General features: G+C 72.0%; 13 protein-coding genes. 9 read left to right on the top strand and 4 right to left on the bottom strand.

From position 1 onward, the window contains the following. Positions 1 to 21: 21 nt before the first annotated feature. Positions 22 to 1,797 carry a carbohydrate-binding module family 20 domain-containing protein gene (locus IEZ07_RS33575; RefSeq protein ID WP_191898479.1) on the bottom strand — a complete coding sequence of 592 codons (1,776 nt, stop codon included), beginning with the start codon at positions 1,795 to 1,797 and terminating at the stop codon, positions 22 to 24. A 73-nt stretch (positions 1,798 to 1,870) separates the two neighbouring features. Then, entirely contained in the window at positions 1,871 to 7,777 is a 5,907-nt protein-coding gene (gene pulA, locus IEZ07_RS33570) for a pullulanase-type alpha-1,6-glucosidase (RefSeq protein ID WP_191898478.1), read from the bottom strand. Positions 7,778 to 8,139: 362 nt separating this feature from the next. Between pulA and IEZ07_RS33565 the strand changes: the two genes are divergently transcribed. The 6 genes from IEZ07_RS33565 to IEZ07_RS33540 all read left to right on the top strand — a co-directional run bounded on the left by IEZ07_RS33565 (position 8,140) and on the right by IEZ07_RS33540 (position 14,876). Continuing rightward, positions 8,140 to 9,435 carry an extracellular solute-binding protein gene (locus IEZ07_RS33565; RefSeq protein ID WP_191898477.1) on the top strand — a complete coding sequence of 432 codons (1,296 nt, stop codon included), beginning with the start codon at positions 8,140 to 8,142 and terminating at the stop codon, positions 9,433 to 9,435. Between the two features lie 24 nt (positions 9,436 to 9,459). Then, the gene (locus IEZ07_RS33560) at positions 9,460 to 10,455 is read left to right on the top strand and encodes a carbohydrate ABC transporter permease (RefSeq protein WP_239321261.1); all 996 of its coding nucleotides are present in this window, start codon (positions 9,460 to 9,462) and stop codon (positions 10,453 to 10,455) included. Continuing rightward, entirely contained in the window at positions 10,452 to 11,318 is an 867-nt protein-coding gene (locus IEZ07_RS33555; protein ID WP_068893921.1) for a sugar ABC transporter permease, read from the top strand. The genes IEZ07_RS33560 and IEZ07_RS33555 overlap by 4 nt, the downstream gene beginning before the upstream one ends. Before the next feature lie 61 nt (positions 11,319 to 11,379). Next, on the top strand, positions 11,380 to 13,002 hold the full coding sequence (locus tag IEZ07_RS33550; protein ID WP_191898475.1) for a glycoside hydrolase family 13 protein: 1,623 nt from the start codon (positions 11,380 to 11,382) through the stop codon (positions 13,000 to 13,002). Then, positions 12,992 to 14,041: a LacI family DNA-binding transcriptional regulator gene (locus IEZ07_RS33545; RefSeq protein ID WP_191898474.1), complete on the top strand. Its 1,050-nt coding sequence runs from the start codon at positions 12,992 to 12,994 to the stop codon at positions 14,039 to 14,041. Before IEZ07_RS33550 ends, IEZ07_RS33545 begins: the two co-directional genes overlap by 11 nt. 199 nt (positions 14,042 to 14,240) lie before the next feature. Continuing rightward, the gene (locus tag IEZ07_RS33540) at positions 14,241 to 14,876 is read left to right on the top strand and encodes an ACT domain-containing protein (RefSeq protein ID WP_191898473.1); all 636 of its coding nucleotides are present in this window, start codon (positions 14,241 to 14,243) and stop codon (positions 14,874 to 14,876) included. An 85-nt stretch (positions 14,877 to 14,961) separates the two neighbouring features. Here IEZ07_RS33540 and IEZ07_RS33535 read toward each other — a convergent pair whose 3' ends face one another. Next, positions 14,962 to 16,245 (bottom strand): ABC transporter ATP-binding protein, encoded by a 1,284-nt coding sequence (locus IEZ07_RS33535; RefSeq protein ID WP_191898472.1) that lies wholly within the window; start codon positions 16,243 to 16,245, stop codon positions 14,962 to 14,964. A 322-nt stretch (positions 16,246 to 16,567) separates the two neighbouring features. Here IEZ07_RS33535 and IEZ07_RS33530 point away from each other — a divergent pair, with 322 nt between their 5' ends. Continuing rightward, positions 16,568 to 17,632, top strand: coding sequence for a LacI family DNA-binding transcriptional regulator (locus IEZ07_RS33530; RefSeq protein WP_191898471.1), 1,065 nt, complete (start codon positions 16,568 to 16,570; stop codon positions 17,630 to 17,632). Between the two features lie 150 nt (positions 17,633 to 17,782). Next, a complete protein-coding gene (locus IEZ07_RS33525; protein WP_191898470.1) occupies positions 17,783 to 18,670 on the top strand; it encodes a carbohydrate kinase family protein in 888 nt (295 codons plus the stop codon). Between the two features lie 43 nt (positions 18,671 to 18,713). On the opposite strand, the gene IEZ07_RS33520 is transcribed toward IEZ07_RS33525, so the two are convergent. Continuing rightward, positions 18,714 to 22,310: an indolepyruvate ferredoxin oxidoreductase family protein gene (locus tag IEZ07_RS33520; protein ID WP_191898469.1), complete on the bottom strand. Its 3,597-nt coding sequence runs from the start codon at positions 22,308 to 22,310 to the stop codon at positions 18,714 to 18,716. Between the two features lie 113 nt (positions 22,311 to 22,423). Here IEZ07_RS33520 and IEZ07_RS33515 point away from each other — a divergent pair, with 113 nt between their 5' ends. Continuing rightward, positions 22,424 to 22,876 carry an Lrp/AsnC family transcriptional regulator gene (locus IEZ07_RS33515; protein WP_068893914.1) on the top strand — a complete coding sequence of 151 codons (453 nt, stop codon included), beginning with the start codon at positions 22,424 to 22,426 and terminating at the stop codon, positions 22,874 to 22,876. Positions 22,877 to 23,177: the final 301 nt, after the last annotated feature.

Below are 23,177 nucleotides of genomic sequence, written 5' to 3'. Positions count from 1 at the left end.
CGGGCCGGCGGCACCGGGTGGTCAGCGCCAGGTGTCGTTCCGGGTGGCGGTGCCTCCCGCCGGGGTGGTGAAGGACCGGTTCGGGTCGCTCTCCCAGGTCACCGAGCCATCCGGGTTCTTCTTGATGTACTTGTAGGCGATCGTCCGGCCGGCCGGCAGGTTCACCGTGGTCTTCCAGACCGGGTAGGCGGCCGACGAGAGCGCCACCGCGTCCGCCGGGTTCCACGCGCCCAGCTCGGCGGCGTCGCCGACGACGAAGACGTTCTGGCCCCAGGTGGTCGTCACGTTCGCGTTGAAGGAGACGGCCGCCCTGCCCGAGGTGGCCGTGGGCGAGGGGCTGGGCGTCGGGGTCGGGGTCGGGGTGGGCCCGTTCCCGGTGCGGATCGCGACCGCGGCCCTGGCGGGCACGGTCACCGAGGCGGTGCCGTCCGCGGCCACGCTCACCGAGCCGCTCCCGGCGACGTTGGCGTAGGTGCCGGCGGGCAGGCCGGTGGTGAAGGTGCGGGTGACCGAACCGGTCCCGTTGTTGATCGCGACCCAGCCCTTGCTCCCGCGGCTGAAGGCGATCAGGTTGTCGCCGTCGTCGTACCAGTGGGCGACCGGAGTGCCCGCCACGGCGTTGTGGAAACCGACCATCCCCGTCATCCGCCGGTGGAAGCAGGTCCAGCGGCCGTCGCCGCAGTCGGTGTCGGTGACGAAGCCCCCGTTCGCCGACGGCGGGCCCGCCTCCTTGTCGCTCCAGGTGAAGCCGGAGTAGACGCGCGGCGTGCCGTACGGCCAGGCCAGCATGAAGACGTTGGCCAGCCGGTAGGCGTCGCCGTACTTGTAGTTGAGGGTGGAGCCGTTGCGCTCGGTGTCGTGGTTGTCGACGAACGTCACGGCCTTGTCGCCCGGCACCGACAGGCCCCAGCTCTGCCCGAACGTCTCCAGCCAGTGGATCCGCCCGGTGAACTGCTCCTTCATCTTCCGGCCGAAGACGAACTCGTGCACGTCGCCGATCCCGGTGTACTGGCCCGGCTGGACCGCCTCGCCGTCGCCGTGGATGACCTCCAGGTGCAGGTACGGCGAGCCGGTCAGCCTCGCCTTGATCGCCGCCAGGTCGCCCGGCGGGATGTGCTTGGCCGCGTCGATGCGGAAGCCGTCCACGCCGAGGGAGGTCAGCCGGTTGAGGTAGCCGGCGATCTGGCCGCGGACGTACTCGGAGCCGGTGTCCAGGTCGGCCAGGCCGACCAGCTCGCAGTTCTGCACCCGCCAGCCGTCGTTCTTGTAGTCGGAGTCGTTGATCGTGCAGGTGGGGGAGGTGTGGAAGTCGGCGGCGGAGTAGAGGCCGGGATAGCTGTACTTGCCGAAGGAGTGGCCGCCGTAGCTGGTGCTGCCCTGGCCGGTCATGTGGTTGACGACCGCGTCGGCGTGGACCTTGACGCCCGCGTCGTGGCAGGCCCGAATCATGTTCCTGAACGCGTTCTCGTCGCCGAACTTGCTGGTGAGCGTGTAGCGGGCGGGCTGGTAGACGTCCCACCAGACCGATCCGCCCTTGCTCATCGAGTCGTGCGGCGGGGAGACCTGGACGGTCCCGTACCCGGCGGGGCCGAGCACGTCGGTGCACTCGCGCGCCACCGAGTTCCAGTTCCAGCTCCACAGCTTGGCGATGGGGCCGGTGCCGGCCGGGGGAGCGGCCTGGGCCGCGGCGGCGGTGGAGGAGGCGGAGCCGAGCGCGACGGGCGCGAGCAGGGCCGCGCCCGCCAGCACGCTCAGCGCGGCCGCGGTCAGGGAGGTGGGGGGTTTGTAGGATCTCATGGCGGGGGCCTCCAGGAGAGTTGGACGGGTTCCCGTGCCGGGCCGGGTGCTGCAACACCCGGCCCGGCGGTCTTCAGGACTGCACGAAGACGGCGACCGTGCGGGCCGGGACCGTCAGCGTGCCGGTGGCCGGGTCGAAGCCCGACCGCTTGACGACGGCGTCGTCGCCGCTCGACTGGACGGGGTGGAGGGTGACCTGGCCGCCGGAGAGCGCGGCCACGGTCTGCGGCTGCTCCTGCGGGGTCGCGTTGAAGACGACGGTGATCGACTTCCACTTCGGGTCGAGCCCCGAGGCGTCCAGGTGCACGGTCACGACACCCGGGGTCTCCGCGGCGCCGCCGGTCGGGAAGGAGAGCCGCTTCTGCACCTCGGCCAGGGAGCCGAGCCCGAAGACCGGGGAGGAGGAGCGGATCTTCAGCAGCTCGCCGTACCGGGCCCGGGCCGCGCCGATCGCGGTGCAGTCGGGCCGGAGCGCCGGGTCGGCGAGCAGCGGCCTGGCGTACGGCCACTTGTCCTCGTTGTCGGCCTTGGGCGGCAGTCCCGCGCCGAAGCCGTTGCCCTGCGCGCAGTCCCACAGCAGGCGGTTGAACCAGTCGCCGGAGTCGTAGGAGTTGCGGTCGAGGGACTTGGAGCGGAGCCGCTCGCTGCCCGCGTGGACGAACGCGGTGCCCTGCGCGAGCACGCTCGCCGCCAGCGAGAGCGACTGCATGCGCACCCGGTCGGCCATGGTCGTGGCCTGCGGCAGCTTGTAGGCCAGCGCGTCGAACAGCGTCTCGTTGTCGTGCGCGTCCACGTAGGTCACGGTCTCCCCCGGCGCGGCGGCGTACCCGGCGGGGGAGCCGTTGTAGTCCACCTCCGAGCCCTTGACCTCCCTGCCGGAGGTGGCCGTGAACCGGTAGTCGCGCAGGTTGCCGGCCAGGCCGAGCTTGACGAGGTCCTGGTAGGCCAGCAGCCGCGCCCGCTGCTGCTCGGCGCTCCCGTTGGCGGGCGAGCCGTTGGGGGCGCCGGCCAGGCCCGAGCCGAAGCCCTGGACCCGGGGATCGGCGTCGAACGGGCCGCCGCCGCGCACCGCGTCGCGGAGCCGGTCGCTGAACGTGCCGATCCCGGTCCCGGCCAGGTTCGCCTGGGTGGCCTGCTCGAAGCGGGCGCCGTCGGCGACCTCGCCGAAGTTCCAGCCCTCGCCGTACAGGATGACCGACTTCCCGTCCACGCCGTCCTTCTCCACGGTCAGCGCGTCGAGGGCCGCGCGGACGGCGAGGATGTTCGTCTTCGGGTGGTGGCCCATCAGGTCGAACCGGAAGCCGTCCACCTTGTACTGCTTCGCCCAGGTGACGATGGAGTCGACGACCAGTCTGCCCATCATCGTGTGCTCGGGCGCGGTGTTCGCGCAGCAGGTGGAGGTGGCCACCGCGCCGTCGTCGAGCAGCCGGTGGTAGTAGCCGGGCACGATCCGGTCGAGCACCGAGGTCGGGTCCTGCCCGGCGGCGTGGGTGTGGTTGTAGACCACGTCCATGACCACCCGCAGGCCCGCGCCGTTCAGGCCGGCGACCATGCCGCGGAACTCCCTGATCCGCGCGGAGCCGTCCGGTTCGGAGGCGTAGGAGCCCTCCGGCACGGTGTAGTGCCGCGGGTCGTAGCCCCAGTTGAAGCCGTCCTTCGCCGCGGTCTTCGCCACGCACTCCTGCTGCCGCTCGGAGTCGGCGGGCAGCGCGGCCAGTTCGGCCGGATCACAGTCAGGTTCGGCCCGGTCGCCCTTCTTCTCCGGGATGGTCGCGATGTCGAAGACCGGGAGCAGGTGCACGTGGGTCAGGCCGTCGGCGGCCAGGGAGCGCAGCTCCCTCATCCCGGCCGAGTCGCCGCCGAACGCCGCGTAGGTGCCGCGCCGCCCGGCCGGGACGGTCGCGTCCGAGGCGGAGAAGTCGCGCACGTGCAGCTCGTAGACCGACGCCCTCTCCTGCGGTACGGCGGGCGGCTTGGCCAGCGCGGTCCACCCGTCGGGCCGCAGTGAGCGGTCGGACAGGTCGACGAGCTGGCTGCGGACCGAGTCGGCGGCCAGCGAGACGCTGTAGGGGTCGGTCACCTCGTTGGTGACGACCTTCCCCGCGGCGGGGGAGAAGACCGTGACCAGGAAGGTGTAGTAGCGGCCCTTCCAGGACGGCAGCCCCCGCACCGACCAGACGCCCGTGGCGTCGTCGCGCCGCATCGCGTGCACGGTCCTGCTCTCCCCGGTGGAGCCGCGGTAGAGCGCCAGCTCCACCTTCCGCGCGGTCGGCGCCCACACCGACAGGCGGGGCAGCGCGCCGGAGGCGTCCGGGCCGAGCCCGGCCGCGGCCGCCTTCGCGTAGACGTCGTCGAGCACGCCGGGGATCTGCACGCCGGTCGCGGCGAGCAGCGCGCCGGAGGCGTCCCGCTCGACGGCGACGACCTGGCCGCGCAGCGCCTCGGCGACCAGGTCGGCGTCGCGCGGGTCCACCGTGAACGCGGCGTGCCCGGCCAGGTGCGGCCACTTCGCCTTCTGCGCGTCGGTGAGCGTGCCGGGGTTTAGCCGGATCACCCGGTGGGAACCGGTCAGGTCGCCCTTGGCGACGGCGATGTCGCCGGAGACGGAGAAGGCCAGTGAGTGGCGGAGCGAGGCCGACGGCTGGACCTTCCAGGCGACGGTGGACCGGTCGATCCAGTGCGCGGCGGCCTTGGCCAGGTCGGCGTCGGCGCCGCGTGCCGCGGGTTGCGGGAGCACGTGGCCCTCGGCGGCCGCGACCCGCCACACCTCGTGGCCGGAGGCGGTCAGGTCGAGCGCCTGGTCGGAGGGGAGGTCCTTCTCGTCGCCCCTGTGGATGATGTAGCTCACGTTCTTCGCCCCCTCGGCGAGGGGGACGCGGAAGAAGACGCCGAAGCCGTCCCTCCCGGCGGGCGCCAGCGGCGCGGCCCACTCGGTGGGGGCCGCCACGTCCCCCCACAGGTGCAGGCCCCAGCCGTCGTAGTTCCCGTCGGGCCGGTGGTAATGCAGGATCGCGACGTTCTCCGCCTCGGCGCGGGTGGCGTGCACCTTCGCCACGCCCGAGGCGATGTGGGCCTCCGGCTGAGCGGCCGGGGTGAAGGACTGGTCGGGTCCGGGGTCCTTGGCGTCGCCCTTGTGCACGATGAGGTTGACCGGGACGGAGGCGTTCTTCAGCGGGACCTTCCAGAACACGCCGGAGGAGTCGGTGCCGTCCGGCGGGCGCGGGGCGGCCCACTCGGTGGCCGCGCCGTCGGCCAGCCCGTCGCCCCACAGGTGCAGGCCCCAGCCGTCGTAGTCCTTGCCGGGCCGGCTGTAGTGCACGGTCGCGTAGCCCTGGGCGGCGGCGCGGGAGGCGTGCGTCACCGGGCTGCCCTCGGCCAGCCACACCTCGCCGGTCCTGGCCGGGTCCACGATCCGGTCGCCGCCGTCCTTCTCGTCGCCCCTGTGGGCGATGATCCCGACCTCGCGCGCGCCGGGCTTGAGCTTGATCCAGGCGAACCGGCCGTAGGCGTCCTGGCCGGTCAGCGGGAGCGGCTTCGCCCAGTCGGTCGGGTTCTCGACGTCGCCCCAGACGTGCAGGCCCCAGCCGTCGTAGTCGGCGCGCTGGTAGTGCACGACGAGCCAGTCGCGCCTGACCGCGCCGGGCTCGGCGGGCTCGGGCTCGGCGCCGACGACCGCCTCGGCCGCCGCCGAGGCGAAGCGGCCCGCGGAGTCCTTCACCACGGCCTTGTAGGCGACCTTCGTGCCGGCCGGGACGCCCTTCAGGTCGTGGAAGACCCGGAAGGTACGGCTTCCGCCGGCGGTGCTGGGCGCGTCGTCGGTGCCGAGCACCCGCCACCTCCCGTCGCCGATCCTGGCGGCGAAGGTGACCTGGTCGAATCCGGTGCCGGGCACGGTCGCGGTGACCGGGATCCGGCCGTCCTCGACGGTGCCCCGGATCTCGGCGCCGGGCAGCGCGATCGAGACGGCCGGGGCCGCCGCCGGGGTCGCGAGCCTCGCCGAGGCCCGGTAGACCACCGCCGACAGCGCCGGGACGGTCACCGCGAGCTTCGCGTCCGCGCCCGAGGCCGCGGCGTCGGGCGCGGTGGAGGCGGGGCCGTACACCCGGGTGAAGGCCATGCCCGGTGAGAAGGTCGGCACCTGCACGGTCGCCGCCCGCTCGGCGTTGTTGACCGCCACGACGTACTCGACCTGGGCGCGCGCGTCGATCCGGGAGAAGGCGTAGACGCCGCCCGCGGCCAGCCGTTCGATCTGGGCGCCGTCGGCCAGCGCGGGGTGGGCGTCGCGGAGCTTCGCCAGGGCGGAGATGCCCCGGTAGAGCGGGTGCGAGGGGGTGAAGTTGTCCTGCGCGTGGGTGGCGTCGGTGCCGATGAGATCGTTCGACAGGTAGCTCGCGGTCTTGGAGGCGAACATGGACTGCCGGGCGTCCTGGTCGCCGCCGGAGCCCTGGGCGGGGCCGGTGAAGCCCTGCTCGTCGCCGTAGTAGACGACCGGCTGGCCGCGGGTGAGGTACATCAGCTCGTGGGCGAGCAGGTCGCGCCTGAGCAGCTCGGCGTCGGGCGCCCCGGGGTTGTCCTGGGCGAGGAACCTGCCGATGCGGCCCATGTCGTGGTTGCCGAGGAACGTCGGCAGCGAGGAGGCGTTGGAGTCGGCGTCGGTGTGGTGGTCGTCGCCGGCGTACAGCGCGGCCAGGCGCGCCGCGCCGGCCGTGCCGCCGCTGAAGGAGCGGGCCGCCTCCTGGAACGGGAAGTCCAGGGTGGCGTTCATCCCGCCGCGGGTGGAGTAGCGGCTGGTGAAGGACGGTTCGCTGGAGTAGACCTCGCCGAACATGAAGAAGCGCTCGTTGCCCAGCTTGGCGGCGTAGCCGCGCAGGGCGGGGGAGAACCTCTCCCAGAACTCCATGTTGACGTGCTTGGCGGTGTCGATGCGGAAACCGTCGATGCCGGTCTCGCGCACCCACGTCTTGTAGATGTCGGTCATGCCCTCGACGACCTCGGGACGCTCGGTCCACAGGTCGTCCAGGCCGAAGAAGTCGCCGTACTCGGAGTTCTCGCCGCTGAAGGTGGAGTCGCCCCGGTTGTGGTACATCGTCGGGTCGTTCAGCCAGGACGGCGTCTTGGCCTTCTTCGGCGCGACCGGCGTGTAGGGGAAGGAGTCGGCCGTGACCTTCGGGAAGGCCTTCCCGCCGGCGTACTCGCGGTCGTCGAACGGGGTGCCCGAGGCGTCCACGTAGGGATAGGCGCCCTTGGACCGGTAGGAGTAGGTCTTCTCCGCGTAGTCGATCACGTCGGCCGTGTGGTTGGTGATGATGTCGAAGAAGACCTTCATCCCGCGCTTGTGGGCCTCGCGGACCAGCTTCTTCATATCGGCGTTCGTGCCCAGGTGCGGGTCGATCCGGGTGAAGTCGGTGATCCAGTAGCCGTGGTAGCCGGCCGAGACGTTCTCGCCGGTGCCCTGCACCGGGCGGTTGGCGAACGCCGGGGTGATCCAGATCGCGGTGCTGCCGAGGTTCTTGACGTAGTCGAGCCTGCCGATCAGGCCCTTGAGGTCCCCGCCCTGGTAGAAGCCCTTGTGGGCGGGGTCGAAGCCGGTGGCGAGCCGGTCGCCGGAAAGGCCGCCGGTGTCGTTGCCGGGGTCGCCGTTGGCGAACCGGTCGGTCATCGCGAAGTAGAAGCGCTCACGGCTCAGGTCGGTGCGCAGCGCGTCGCGGGCGAGTTCCCGGTCGGCGGGCCCGGCCGTACGGCTCAGCGCCGAGACGACCGGCCCGGCCGCATCGGCCGCACCGGTCGTGGCCGGTGCCGGGACCGGTGCCGGGGAGATCGTGAGCGGGGCCGTACGGGCGGCGGCGCCGGGGGCGGGTCCCGCCGACGCGGCGGCGGGCGGAGTGACGACGGCGAGGGGGGCGGCGACCAGGACGGCCGCGAGGGCGGCGCCTGCCAGGGGAGCCGATCTCGCGCGCCGTGGGGGGAGGGGCCAGACCACCGGGGCCTCCACGGAGTTGTTTCGGGGGTGTTGCCCGGAAGCTACTCACTGGACATGATCTGTGCAATCCCTTGCCGCAACTTTCTGAATCGTGATGGAGGGACGACTCCTGCGCAGGGCGCGCGACTTCGACGATGGTGGCCTCAGTGCTGCTAAACCCTTGTGAACTGCGGATATTCTGAGTTTCGCACGAGGTGGACGGGTTGTCGGGGTTCGCGAGGTTGGCTGCGCATGTAACAAGTTTGCAGACTCTTGCAGCAAGTTCTTCCACTGAGCTTCACGTCGGCGTAACGTCCGGCGTACTCCACACCGGTCGGTGGCCTGCGGGCCCGGACCGGCCCCCTGAGCTATGAGGAGAAATCATGCGGCGAGCCTTCTCGGCCGCGACTATCGTCGCGGCCCTCGCCCTGGCGGTTTCCGCCTGTGGCGGCGGCGACAGCGGTTCGACGGCGGCCCCCGCCCAGTCCGCGCCCGCCGACCCGTCGAAGATCAGTGGCGAGATCACCTGGTGGGACACGGTCCGCCCGGACAGCGAGGGCCCGACGTTCCAGGCCCTGATCAAGGACTTCCAGGCGAAGTACCCGAACATCAAGGTCAACTACGTCAACGTCCCCTCGGACCAGGCGCAGAACAAGTTCCAGACCGCGGCCCAGGCCGGCAGCGGCGCGCCCGACGTGATCCGCTCCGAGGTCGCCTGGACCTCCCAGTTCGCCTCGCTCGGCTACCTGCAGCCGCTGGACGGCACCCGCGCCGTCGAGAACGAGTCCGACTTCCTGCCCGGGCCGCTGAGCAGCACCAAGTACAACGGCAAGACCTACGCCGTGCCGCAGGTTACCGACACCCTGGCGCTGATCTACAACAAGCGGCTGCTCAAGGAGGCCGGCTGGGAGAAGGCTCCCACCACGGTGGAGGAGCTCAAGCAGGCCGCGCTCGACGTCAAGGAGAAGACCGGCGCGGCCGGCCTCGCGCTCAACGTCGACGCCTACTTCCTGCTGCCCTTCATGTACGGCGAGGGCGGCGACATGCTCGACGTGCAGAACAAGAAGATCACCATCAACTCCCCGGAGAACGCCAAGGCGATGGGCGTCGTCTCCGACCTGATCACCTCGGGCGCCGCGTCCAAGCCCGCCATCCAGGACAGCTACGCCAACGCGATGACCGTCCTCAAGGACGGCAAGGCCGCGATGATCTACAACGGCCCGTGGGCGCTGGCCGAGCTCTACCAGGGCAAGGAGTTCAAGGACAAGGAGAACCTGGGCATCGCCCCGGTCCCGGCGGGCTCGGTCAAGGCCGGCGCCCCGACCGGCGGGTGGAACTACGCCATCTACGCCGGTTCCAAGAACATCGACGCCTCCTACGAGTTCATCCGCTTCATGAGCACCCCCGAGGCCCAGGCCAAGGTCGCCAAGGAGATCAGCCTCCTGCCGACCCGCGCCTCCGCCTATGAGAACGCCGACGTCAAGGGCAACCCCGACGTCGCCGTCTTCAAGCCGATCATGGACACCGCCACCCCTCGTCCGTGGATCCCGGAGGGCGGCCAGCTCTTCCAGCCGCTCCTGGAGGGCTACCAGTCCCTGGTCGGCGGCAAGACCTCGCCCGAGGACATGCTCAAGACGGTGGACCAGAAGTACCGCGGCATCTTCAAGGACTGGAGCTGATCCGTGGCGACCTCCACTGGACGTGTGACCGGCACGACCAGGGACCGGGCCGCGGGCGCCGCTGACGGCGCCCGCGGCCGGGGCCGCCCCGGGCAGCCCGGCCCCTTCCGGCGGGCGGTCTCGCAGTACTGGTACGCCTGGGCCATGGTGGCCCCGGTCGTCGTGGTCACCGCCGCGCTGGTCGGCTGGCCGCTGGTCCGCGGCGTCTACCTGTCCCTGACCGACGCCACCGAGGCCACGATGGGCCGCACCATCGGCGTCAACGTGATCCCCTCGACCTACGAGTTCACCGGGCTGGACAACTACGTCGACATCCTGACCGGCGGCCTGTTCTGGGAGAAGCTGACCTGGACGGTGCTGTGGACCGTCGCCTGCGTCGCGCTCCACTACGGCCTCGGCCTCGGCCTGGCCCTGATGCTCAACCGCAGGCTGCGCTTCCGCTCGGCCTACCGGCTGATGCTGGTCCTGCCCTGGGCGATCCCGCCGTTCGTCGCCGCGTTCATCTGGCGCTACCTCTACAACAGCGACTTCGGTGTGATCAACGCGATGCTGAGGTCCGCCGGCCTGGGCACGGTGGGCTGGCTCGACGACCCGACCACGGCGAAGATCGCCGTCATCGCGGTCAACGTCTGGATCGGCGTCCCCTTCATGATGCTGGCCATGCTGGGCGGCCTGCAGTCGATCCCCCGGGAGCTCTACGAGGCGGCCGAGGTGGACGGCGCGACGCCGTGGCAGCGTTTCCGCTTCGTCACCGTCCCCGGCCTGCGGACCGTCTCCAGCACCGTCCTGCTGCTGGGCACGATCTGGACGTTCAACATGTTCCCGCTGATCTTCCTGATCACCGGGGGAGGCCCGGGCAGCTCCACCGAGATCCTGGTGACCTACGCCTACCGCGAGGCCTTCACCGGAATCCGCAACTACTCGGGCTCGGCGGCCTGGGGCGTGCTCATCCTGCTGCTCCTCGTCGTGATGGCCGTCGTCTACCGCCGCGCGCTGCGCAAGCAAGGGGAGGTCTGGTGAGCGCCGTCACCACCCGCAGGAGGGTCCGCGGCCGCGACGAGCGCAGTCTCGCCGGCTCGCTCCTGCTGCACGGGACGCTGATCGTCGCGTCCCTCATCTCGTTGTTCCCCATCGTCTGGCTCGTCCTGACCTCGCTCAAGCCGCGCGACGGCTGGCTCTCCACCGAGCTGAAGTTCTTCGACGGCGCCTCCCTGGACAACTACACCCGGGTGCTGACCGAGACCCAGTTCCCGAGCTGGCTGCTCAACTCCGTGATCATCGCGGGGCTGACCACGGTCATCGGCGTCTTCCTGGCCTCGACGACCGGGTACGCGATCAGCCGCTTCCGCTTCCCGGGCTACCGCGGGATCATGTGGATGCTGCTGGTCACCCAGATGTTCCCGGTGGCGATCCTGATCGTGCCGCTGTACAACCTGATGGCGGGCCTGGGGCTGCTCAACCAGATCCCGGGTCTGGTCATCGCCTACATGACCGTGGCGGTGCCGTTCTGCGCGTGGATGATGAAGGGCTACTTCGACTCCATCCCGCGCGAGATCGACCAGGCCGGCATGATCGACGGGCTCTCGCCGTTCGGTACCTTCTGGCGGGTCATCCTGCCGCTGGCCCGGCCGAGCCTCGCGGTCACCGCGTTCTACTCCTTCATGACCGCCTGGGGCGAGGTCGCCTACGCCACGGTCTTCATGACGGGGGACGACACGCGGACGCTGGCCGCGGGCCTGCAGCAGTTCGTCGGGCAGTACTGGGCCGACTGGGGCCTGCTGACGGCCGCGGCCGTGCTCATCGCGGTGCCCGCGGCGGTCGTCTTCCTGCTGGTCCAGCGCAACCTCGTGGCCGGCCTCACCGCCGGTGCCACGAAGCTGTGACACCACTGCCGTACCACAATTTTGATCACGTCCTGACATGTCATTTGATCGGGGGACAAATATGACCGAGCTCGTCCACGCGGACCGTGCCGCCGAGACCGAGGCCACGGGCCGCTGGTGGCGGGACGCGGTGATCTACCAGGTCTACGTGCGCAGCTTCGCCGACGGCAACGGCGACGGCATCGGCGACCTCCTGGGCGTGCGGAGCCGGCTGCGCTACCTCGCCGACCTGGGAGTCGACGCGATCTGGCTGAACCCGTTCTACACCTCGCCGATGGCCGACTTCGGCTACGACGTGGCGGACTACCGGGACGTGGACCCGATCTTCGGCTCGCTGGCCGACGCCAAGGCGCTGATCGACGACGCGCACCGGCACGGCCTGCGGGTGATCGTCGACGTGGTGCCCAACCACACCTCCGACCAGCACGTCTGGTTCCAGGAGGCACTGGCGGCCGGGCCGGGCACGCCCGCGCGGGAGCGCTACATCTTCCGCGAGGGCAAGGGCGCGGACGGGGAGCTCCCGCCGAACGACTGGGAGTCGGTCTTCGGCGGGCCTGCCTGGACCCGGCTGCCCGACGGGCAGTGGTACCTGCACCTGTTCGCCCCCGAGCAGCCGGACCTCAACTGGGAGAACCCCGAGGTCCACGCCGAGTTCGAGTCGATCCTGCGGTTCTGGCTGGACCTGGGCGTGGACGGCTTCCGCATCGACGTCTCGCACGGCATGGTCAAGGCCGAGGGGCTGCCGGACGTCGGCCACGCCGACCAGGTCAAGATGATCGGCACCGAGGTGGTGCCGTTCTTCGACCAGGACGGCGTGCACGAGATCCACCGCGCCTGGCGCCGGCTGCTCGACTCCTACCCCGGCATGCGCATCGGCGTCGCCGAGGCGTGGGTGCCGTCCCTGGACCGGCTGGCCAACTACGTCCGCCCGGACGAGATGCACCAGGCGTTCAACTTCCACTTCCTGACCACCCCGTGGGACGCCGCCCGGTTCCGCAAGGTGATCGACGAGTCGCTGGCGTCCTCCGGCGCGGTCGGCGCGCCCGCGACCTGGGTGCTGTCCAACCACGACGTCAAGCGGCACGTCACCCGCTACGGCCACGGCGAGCTCGGTCTGCGCCGGGCCCGCGCGGCGGCCCTGCTGACCCTGGCCCTGCCCGGCTCCACCTACGTCTACCAGGGCGAGGAGCTCGGCCTGCCGGAGGTGCTCGACCTGCCGGAGGAGTATCTGACCGACCCGCAGCGGCTGCGCAACCCCGAGGACGGGCGCGACGGCTGCCGCGTGCCGATCCCGTGGGCCGACGTGGAGCCCCACTTCGGCTTCAGCCTGCCCGGCATCGAGGAGACGTGGCTGCCCATGCCCGCCTCCTGGGGGCCGCTCAGCGTCGAGTCCCAGCTGCGCGACCCCGCCTCCACGCTGAGCCTCTACCGCGAGGCGCTGCGGATCCGGCGGGACCTGACCTCCCTCGGGGACGAGTCGCTGACCTGGCTCGACTCCCCGGCGGGCACCCTCGCCTTCACCCGGGGCGACGGTTTCGCCGTCACGGTCAACCTGACCGGCGAGCCGGTCGAACTGCCTGCGCCCGGCCGGGTGCTGCTGGCCAGCGCCGGGGTGGAGGTCGCCGGCGGCACCGTGCGGCTGGCGCCGGACTCCGCCGTCTGGTGGGGACGCGATGACGCATAACGGTGCCTCCTTCGGCACCGGTACGGCCCGGCTGACCGACATCGCCGCCCAGGCGGGGGTGAGCGAGGCGACGGTCAGCCGGGTGCTGAACGGCAAGCCGGGGGTCTCGGCGGCGACCCGGCAGGCGGTGCTGACGGCGCTCGACCTGATGGGCTACGAGCGGCCGCAGCGGCTCCGTCAGCGCAGCAACGGGCTGATCGGGCTGGTCACGCCGGAGCTGGACAACCCGATCTTCCCGGCCTTCGCGCAGGCGATCGAGAAGGCGCTCACCCAGCACGGCTACACGCCGCTGCTCTGCACCCGGCTGCCCGGCGGCGCCGCCGAGGACGAGTTCACCGAACTGCTCGTCGAGCGCGGGGTGAGCGGCATCATCTTCGTCTCCGGGCTGCACGCCGACACCACCGCCAACCAGGACCGCTACACCCGGCTACTCGGGCAGGGTGTGCCGCTGGTCCTGCTCAACGGGCACTCGGGCGACGTGCAGGCCCCGTTCATCTCACCGGACGACTGGGCCGCGGCGCGGCTGGCCGTACAGCACCTGGTCGACCTCGGGCACGAGCGCATCGGCCTGGCGGTCGGGCCGGCCCGCTTCGTGCCGGTCATCCGGAAGATCGAGGGCTACCGGCGCGCGATGTCCCAGCTGCTCGGGACGACCGAGGTGGACGAGCTGATCTCGCACTCGCTGTTCTCGGTGGAGGGCGGCCAGGCGGCGGCCGGGGTGCTGCTGGAGCGCGGCTGCACCGGCATCGTGTGCGCCTCGGACCTGATGGCGCTGGGCGCGATCCGGGCCTGCCGGGACCGGGGCCTGTCGGTGCCCGGCGACGTGTCGGTGGTCGGCTTCGACGACTCGCCGCTGATCGCCTTCACCGACCCGCCGCTGACCACCGTGCGCCAGCCGGTGCAGTCGATGGTGACGGCCGCGGTGCACACCCTGCTGGAGGCCATCGCGGGGACCCCGGGGCAGCACTCCGAGCTCATCTTCCAACCGGAGTTCATCGTCCGCGGCTCCACGGGCTCCGGCCCGAAGATCGTGCGCTGACCCGTCCGCCCCCGTCCGCCCCTGCCCTCCCGGAAGTCCGTGCCCGGGAGGGCAGGGGCGGACGGGGGCGGTTTTCCCGGGCGGTTCTCCGGACGCCCCGTCCGGGGTTCCCGTACCACAGGACATATCCTGGACATCTCCTCCGAACATCTGTGAAACCTGTCCAGGACACCCTGGGGGCCAGAGAGAGGTGATCGGGATGATGTTGCGGCTACGGGTGTCCTTCCCCGACAGGCCGGGCGCCCTGGGGAAGGTCGCCCGGGTGCTCGGCACGCTGGGCGCCGACATCCTCCAGGTGACGGTCCTGGAACGGGAGACCGGCCGGGCGGTGGACGACTTCGTGGTCTCCTGGCCGGGGTCGCCGGACACCGCGGCCGTGCGGGACCGCCTGTCCGCGGTCCCGGGGATCCGTGTCGAGGGCGTCTGGCCGACCCGCGAGGTCCCGGGGGCCGCTCCCGACTACGACCTGCTCCGCCACGTCGCCACCGACCCCTCGCGGGCCTTCGCCACGCTCGTGGACGCCGTGCCCGACCTGGTCGGCGCCGAATGGGCGGTGGCCCTCTCCTCCGACGGGGACGGCCTGGTGCACCGGAGCTGGCAGGCCCCGCCCTCCCTCGACGAGGGCGGCGGCATCGCCGGCGTCAAGCTCGCCGACCTCGCCTCGCTGCGTCCCGCCACCCTGGCGTCGGGCTCCCACCAGCTGATGAGCCTGCCCGTCCCCGCCGCGCGGATCCACCTGGTGCTGGCCCGGACCACGGGCCCGTCGTTCCACCGCGCGGAGGTGGACCGCGCCGGTCGGGTCGTCGAGCTCGTCTCCCTCATCGCCGGCCTCTGACCCCGCCCCTGTAACGTTCCAGCGGGCTGTCACGTTCCAGGAGACGGGGTACGGCGGGCTCGTCCGGCCCGGCGGCGGAGCGGGCTCAGCGGTGCGGCGGGTCGATCCGGGAGCCGTCGGGTGCGAAGAGCAGCAGGCGGGTGGCGTCGACGCCGACGCGGGCGGGCTCCCCGGCCCGCCAGACGGGGCGGGAGCCGACCCGGACGATGAGGTCGGCCCGGCGGTGGGTGCCGCTGGACTGGTCCTGAGCCTGGTACTGGGGCTCGGCTTGGTCCTCGCCGTTCGACAGCAGCCGGCGCATCATCGTGCGGATCCGGCCGCCCTGGGCGGGGTCGGCTCCGCGGGCGTGCAGCCGGGGGTCCGGGGGCTCGGGGACGCTCACCGAGGTGATGCCGGACTCGACGTAGGCCATCCACTCGTGGCCGTGGTACTCCAGGGCCCGGACGCGGCCGAGGAAGACCGGTCCCTCGAAGGTGTCCGGCACCGGGGCCAGGCAGTCGGGGCGCAGGCCGACGATGATCTGGTTGCCGACGTGCTGGGAGATGGCGTAGGCGCGCGGATCGCTCCACGGGATGGTGATCTGGTGCGGGCCGAAGTCCAGCAGGATGAACTGGTTCTGCGGCGTGCGGACGACCGCCGAGAGCAGGTTCAGCTGCTGGGAGTTGAGGAAGGCCGCGGTGAAGGCGGTGGCCGGGTCGTTGTAGACCTGGCCGGGGGTGCCGACGTCCTGCAGCACGCCGCGGTTCATGATGGCGATCCGGTCGGCCAGGGTCAGCGCCTCGACCTGGTCGTGCGTGACGTAGATGGTGGTGACGCCCAGCGAGCGGACCAGCGAGCCGATCTCCATGCGCAGTTCGGTGCGCATGCCGGCGTCCAGGTTGGACAGCGGCTCGTCCATCAGGAAGAGCGAGGGCTGCCGGACGATCGCGCGGCCCATCGCGACCCGCTGCCGCTGGCCGCCCGAGAGCGTTCCAGGGCGGCGGTCCAGGGTCTCGTCGATGTGCAGCGCCTTGGACAGTTCGGTGACGCGGTCCCGGACCATCTCCGGGTCGGCCTTGGCGATCTCGAGCGGGAAGGAGAGGTTGCCGCGGACGGTGCGGTGCGGGTAGAGCGCGCCGTTCTGGAAGACCATGGCGACGTCGCGGTCACGCGGGGCCAGGTCGTTGGCCAGGTTGCCGCCGAGCCACAGGTCGCCGGAGGTGACGTCCTCCAGCCCCGCGATCATCCGCAGCAGGGTGGACTTGCCGCAGCCCGACGGTCCGAGGAGCACCAGGAGCTCCCCGTCCTCGGCCCGCAGGTTCATCCGGTCGACCGCGAGGTACCCCCCTGGGTACACCTTGGTCACGTTGTCGAGGACGACGGTACTCATGCGCGCTCGTTCCTCCCGGACGAGGATGCCCGGATCCAGCCGTGTGATTGATGAGGTAGTACATCGCGCAATGTGGCTTTGTGTCCATAGATGCCATCAGAAATCACACATCTGCAGGTCACAACTCTGTTACCGCCTTCTTCCCGTCTCGTCAGCCGGACTGATTCGTGCCGCCGATTCCGGACATTCCGCCGTCGCCCCACCCGCCGGACCCGGTGGGATGTTAGTATTTTCGGAAAGTTTACGTAAGAAATTTCACAGCGGGCCGGGACGGGCCGCCCGGCTTGCCGTCTCCTCCGCCCGCATGGTGAGGTGGGTTCCGATGGACGGTGAAGTGACGCAGATCCCGCGCTCGCGTGCCGACGGGGCCGCCACCCGTCTGGCCGACATCGCCGTACAGGCGGGGGTGAGCGAGGCGACGGTCAGCCGGGTGCTGAACGGCAAGCCGGGGGTCTCGGCGGCGACCCGGCAGGCGGTGCTGACGGCGCTCGACCTGATGGGCTACGAGCGGCCGCAGCGGCTCCGCCAGCGCAGCAACGGGCTGATCGGGCTGGTCACGCCGGAGCTGGACAACCCAATCTTCCCGGCCTTCGCGCAGGCGATCGAGAAGGCGCTCACCCAGCACGGCTACACGCCCGTGCTCTGCACCCAGCTGCCCGGCGGCGCGCCGGAGGACGAGTTCACCGAGCTGCTGATGGATCGCGGGGTGAGCGGCATCGTCTTCGTCTCCGGGCTGCACGCCGACACCACGGCCCGGATGGACCGCTACACCCGGCTCATCGACCGGGGGCTCCCGATCGTCCTGCTCGACGGCTACACCGACCAGATCGACGCGCCCTTCATCTCGCCGGACGACAGGCTCGCCGCGCGGCTGGCCGTGCAGCACCTGGTCGACCTCGGGCACGAGCGCATCGGCCTGGCCCTCGGCCCGCGCAGGTTCGTGCCGGTCGTCCGGAAGATCGAGGGCTACCGGCAGGCGATGTCCCAGCTGCTCGGGACGACCGAGGTGGACGAGCTGATCTCGCACTCGCTGTTCTCGGTGGAGGGCGGCCAGGCCGCGGCGGTGAAGCTGCTGGAGCGCGGCTGCACCGGCATCGTGTGCGCCTCGGACCTGATGGCGCTGGGCGCGATCCGGGCCTGCCGGGACCGGGGCCTGTCGGTCCCGGGCGAGGTGTCGGTGGTCGGCTTCGACGACTCGCCGCTGATCGCCTTCACCGACCCGCCGCTGACCACCGTGCGCAAGCCGATTGGCGCGATGGCCTCGGCGGCGGTGGAGACGCTCCTGGAGGAGATCAACGGCGCGCCGGGCAAGAACATGGAGCTGATGTTCCAGCCCGAGCTGGTCGTGCGCCGCTCCACCGGCTCCGGCCCGCTGGTCAACCGCTGACCCTCCCACCACCGTCGGCCCCGGCCCGACCGCCGGCCCCTCCGCTCCACCCGCTCCGAGCCCCAGGCCTCCGGCCGCCCACCGCCTCGGAGCCCTCACCGCCTCCGGCCCTCCGTACGGCCGGCCCCTCCGGACAAGGATCGTGAACCGATGACCCACGACGTCGTGGTGATCGGCGGGACGGGCGTGGACACCACCGCCTACGTGCCCGCCCTGCCCCTGCCCTACGCCGACACCTACGCTGTCCCGCCGGTGGTCGACCGGATCGGCAACACCGGCAGCGGCGTCGCGCTCGGCTGCCACGCGCTCGGCCTGCGGGTGCGCATCGTGGACCTGGTCGGCGACGACCCGCAGGGACGCCTCATCCGGGAGCACTTCGCGGCCCGGGGCGTCGACGCGGGCTGGGCCACCGCCCCCCAGGGCACCCGGCGCAGCGTCCTGCTCGTCGGCCCGGACGGGCGGCGCACCTCGCTGTTCGACCCGCGCGCCGAACCGGGCGAGCGGCTCCCCGGCGACCTCTACCTGGACGCCGTCCGCGACGCCCGGCACGTCCACGTGTCGATCACCGACTTCTCCCGGCACGTCTACCCCGACCTGGCCGGCCGCCCCGCCGCCACGGTCTCCACCGACCTGCACGACTGGGACGGGGCGAACGACCACCACCGGGACTTCGCCCGCTCCTCGGGACTGGTCTTCCTGTCCGCGGCCGCGCTGGGGGATCGGCGCGAGGAGGTCATGCGCGCCATCCTCGCCATGGGCCGGGCCGAGACCGTGGTCTGCACGGCGGGCGCCGACGGCTGCCACGTGCTCGACTCCGGGGGGCTGAGGCACTTCGCGGCCGCGCCGCTGCCCGGACCGGTGGCCGACAGCAACGGCGCGGGCGACGCCTTCGTCAGCGGATTCCTGTACGGCAGGCTGCACGGCCGCCCGGTGGAGGAGTGCGTGCGCCTCGGCGCGGCCGCGGGGGCCCACGCCTGCACGGTGACGGGCACCCACGAGGACCCGATCACCGAGAAGGCCCTGCTCGACCGGGTGTAGCGGGCGCCGCCGCGGTCCCACGAGGAAGGCAGGGCCGCGGCGGTCAGTGCGAGGAGTCCAGCTCCGCCAGCAGGGCGGCGGCCTTCTCCCGGTAGGAGGCGACGCCCGCAAGCTTGACGTGCTCGTAGCCGCGGATCACCTCGGGCAGCTCGGCCAGCTCGCGGACCCGGTCCTCGGTCTGCGGGGTCAGGCCCGCCAGGGCGCGGTGCACGTCGCGGGTGTACTCGGCGACGAGCTCCCGCTCGACCCTGCGCACCCCGGCCGCGCCGAACGGGTCCAGCCTCGTGCCGCGCACCCTGCGCATGCCGTACAGCAGGCGGAAGGCCGGGTCGAACCAGGAGCCCAGGCGGAGCTTGCGCTTCATGCCCATCGCCCGCAGGACCGGGGGGTGCAGGTTGTAGGAGATCTTCGCGCCGGGCCCGAACTCGGCGGCGATCCTGGCCCGCTCGGCCGGGTCGAGGTGCAGGCGCGCGACCTCGTACTCGTCCTTGTAGGTCATCAGCCGGTGCAGCTGCCGGGCGTAGGCCTCGGTGACGGGGCAGCGGTCCGGCGTCTCGCGGGCGAGGACCTCGCGGACCGCGTCGGCGTACCGGGCGGCGTAGCGCAGGTCCTGGTAGGCGACCAGGTCCGGCACCCGGACGGTGAGGATCCGGTGCAGTTCACCGCCCTCGGCCGCGCCGACCGACTCGACCAGCCGTCGGACCGCGTCGCCGAGGGGGCCGTCGGGGGCGCCGGGGCCCGCCGACGGGGCGGAGGCGTCACCGGAGACGCCACCGGAGACGGTGCCGGTCGCCCGCGCCACCGCCTCCGGGTCGGCGACGACCGCCCGGCCCCAGTGGAAGGCGGCCACCGTCTTCTCGGCCGACCTGCCGCCGCCCGTCCGGATGGCCCGCTCGATCGCCTGGAGACTGAGCGGGATGAGCCCGCGCTGCCAGGCCGCGCCGACCACGATGGTGTTGGCCGGCATGTGGTCGCCGAACAACGCCTGGGCGACCTGCTCGGCGTCGAGGTAGACGTTCAGCTCGCGGCGGGTCCGCGCCTCGAGCGCGCCGATCGGCGAGGCGGTGTCGGTCAGGTTCGTCGCCGGGTCGAGCACCATGGAGCCGGTCGGGACCAGGCTGGTGGAGACCACGGCCACGGTCCGGTCGCGGTCGGCGGCGCGCAGGTGGCGGGGGTCGGTGGCGCCGATCAGGTCCAGCGCCAGGTAGGCGTCCACGCTGGCCGCGCTGGCCCGGCCGGACCGCTCCCCGTCCTCCCCGGCGCCCTCGCCACCGTAGATGACGATGTCGGAGACGACCGTGCCGCCCTTCTGCGCTAGGCCGGTCTGGTCGAGCCCCCGAGACCGCTTGCCGTCCAGGAGGGCGGCGGTGCCGAGGATCTGCGCGACCGAGACCACGCCGGTGCCGCCGATGCCGACCAGGCGGACGGTGGTCTCGCCGGTGCGGGCCTCGGGCTCGGGCAGGGCCGGGGGAGCGGGTACGGCGCGCCGCTTCGCCTTCCCCTTCGCGGGCACCACCGTCAGGAAGGACGGGCAGTCGCCCTCGACGCAGGAGTAGTCCTTGTTGCAGGACGACTGGTGGATCTCGGTCTTGCGGCCGAACTCGGTCTCCACCGGCAGCACCGACAGGCACTCCGACTTCTTGGCGCAGTCGCCGCAGCCCTCGCAGACCCGCTGGTTGATCACCACCCGCCGGGCCGGGTCGGGCAGCGCGCCCTTCTTGCGCAGCCGGCGCTTCTCGGCGGCGCACTGCTGGTCGTGGACCAGCACCGTCACGCCCGGGATCGCGGCCAGCTCGCGCTGCGCGTCCTCCAGAGCGCTCCGGTCGCGCACCTCGGCGATCTTCGCCAGCTTGACGCCCCGGTAGCGCCCCGGCTCGTCGGTGGTGACGATCACCCGGCGCACGCCCTCGACCTCCAGCCAGCGGGTCAGGTCGGCCACCGCCAGGGACGGCTGGATGGTCTGCCCGCCGGTCATCGCGACCGCGCTGTTGTAGAGGATCTTGTAGGTGATGTTGACGCCCGCGCCGACCGCGGCCCGGACCGCGAGCGAGCCGGAGTGGTGGAAGGTGCCGTCGCCGAGGTTCTGGAAGATGTGCGGGGTGTCGGTGAAGGGCGCCTGCCCGATCCACTGGGTGCCCTCGCCGCCCATCTGGGTCAGGCCGGTGAGCGTGCCCTTGCCCTCGGGGTTGAGCACCACCATCGTGTGGCAGCCGATGCCGGCGCCGACGGGCGCGCCGTCCGGGACGGCGGTGGAGCGGTTGTGCGGGCAGCCGGAGCAGAAGAACGGGGTGCGCTGGGCGGCGAGCAGCTTCAGCGGCTCCGGCCGGGAGATCACCGCCAGGCTCCGGGCCACGCGGTCGCCGAGGTCGGAGGGGTCCTGCCCGGTGATGACGCCCCTGCGGCGCAGCCGGAAGGCGATCGCCTTGGCGGCCAGGTCTGCGTCCACGCCGCCCGCCTGCGGGATCAGCCGGGCGCCGTTCTCATCGAGCTTGCCCAGGACGCGCGGGGCGTCCGCGGTGCCGTACAGGACGTCCTTGATCAGTGTCTCCAGCAGGGGGCCCTTCTCCTCCACGACCAGGATCTCGTCCAGGCCGCGGGCGAAGGCCCGGACGATCTCCGGCTCCAGCGGCCAGAGCATGCCGATCTTCAGCAGCCGGACGCCGGCCTCCTCCGGCGTGATGCCGAGCTTGCGGAAGCCCTCGCGCACGTCGTGGTAGGCGGTGCCGGAGGCGGCGATGCCGAGCCGGGCGCCCGCGGGGTCGGCGGTGATCCGGTTGAGGCCGTTCTCCCGGGCGTAGGCGCGGGCCAGCTCGGTGCGCGGGCCGACCAGGGTGCGCTCCATCTCCAGCGACCAGGGGGTGAGCAGCGTGCCGTTCGGCATGTGCCGGTACGGCCTGCCTTCGTATTCGACGCTGTATCCGACACCGTTTTCGCCGCCGTCGTCGTTCTTGACGCCGGGCATGACCGGGACGACCCGGTCATGCCCGACGCTCACGGTGGCGGTGCCGTCCACGACGTTGGAGACGGCCTTCACCGCGACCCACAGGCCGCTCGCCCGCGAGGCCGCGATGGCGTGGCGGCCCAGGTCGAGCAGCTCCTGGACGCTGCCAGGGTGGACGATCGGCATGCCGAGGGCGGCGAGCGCGCTCTCGGTGGCGGAGGGCAGGGTGGAGGACTTGCACGTCGGGTCGTCGCCGCAGAAGGCGATCAGGCCGCCCAGCGGGTGGGCGCCGACGAAGTTGCCGTGCCGGAAGGCGTCGGCCGCGCGGTCCACGCCGGGGGCCTTGCCGTACCAGACGCCCAGCACGCCGGCCCTGCGCGGGCGGGGGAGGGTGGGCACGAGCTGGCTGCCCCAGACGGCGGTGGCGCCCAGCTCCTCGTTCTGCCCGGGGCGGTGCACCACGCCGAGGGGCTCGGCGTGCTCACGGGAGCGGGCCAGCTCCAGGTCGAAGCCGCCGAGCGGGGAGCCCGGGTAGCCGGACACCATCGTGCCCGTGTCGAGTCCGGCGCGGCGGTCGGCGCGCATCTGGTCGAGGATCACCCGCACCAGTGCCTGCGTGCCGGTCATGAAGACCTGGCCCTCGTCGAGGAGGTACCGGTCGTCGGGAGTGATCTCGCGTGGATCGGCGAAGATCGTCATGCTGGTGGTCCCGTCTGTCGGCCCCGCTTGGATTGCGGCAAGGTTATGTCAGAGGGACCGGAATCCGATGCCAACATTCGCGGTGGTCAACGCCTCGATTAGCATCATTCGCCATGGACGCAACGGACCGCGCAATTCTCAGCCATCTGCAGGTGGAGGGACGGCTGAGCAACCTGGAGCTGGCCGACCGGGTGCGCCTGACGCCCTCCCCGTGCCTGCGCCGGGTCCGGAACCTGGAGGAGACGGGGGTGATCACCGGCTACCGGGCCGTGGTCGACCCGGCCGCGGTGGGGCGGGGCTTCCAGGTCCTCGCCTACGTGGAGCTGCAGGGCCAGGACGCCGAGACGGTCACCGCCTTCGAGGCCGCCGTCATGGAGATCGACGACGTCGTCGAGTGCCTGCGCATGTTCGGCCACCCGGACTACGTGCTGCGGGTCGCGGTGCCCGACATGGAGGCGTACAGCAGGCTCCGCCTGGAGCGGCTGGGACGCCTGCCCGGCCTGGACAAGCTCACCTCGCAGATCGCGATGAAGGCGCTGAAGCCGGGAGGCGTCCTGCCGCTGTGAGGGCCGCTGTGAGGGCCGCTGTGAGGGCCCGCCCCCGGAGCCGCCCCGCCCCCCGCGGGCCGCTCCGGGCGGGCCGGTCCGGTCCGCCTGTTGACGGCCGGTACGGCATTGCGTACGTTCCGCATGGGCCGTCTCCCCGGGCCTCCCGGGACCGGACAGTGAGGGGTTGCGATGACCGCAGAGCCGGATCCGAGGAATCCCCGGCCGGACCTGGTCCCGGGACCGCTGGGCACGCCGCCTCCGGAGTTCGCCCGCCGGCAGGAGTCGGGGCCGCTGGAGCCGGCGGCCATGCCCAGCGGGG

The organism is Planomonospora parontospora (assembly GCA_014647935.1).
Classification (GTDB): Bacteria; Actinomycetota; Actinomycetes; order Streptosporangiales; family Streptosporangiaceae; genus Planomonospora; species Planomonospora parontospora.
The sequence above is the reverse complement of the archived record's forward strand: the minus strand, read 5'-3'. Positions and strand labels throughout refer to the sequence as shown.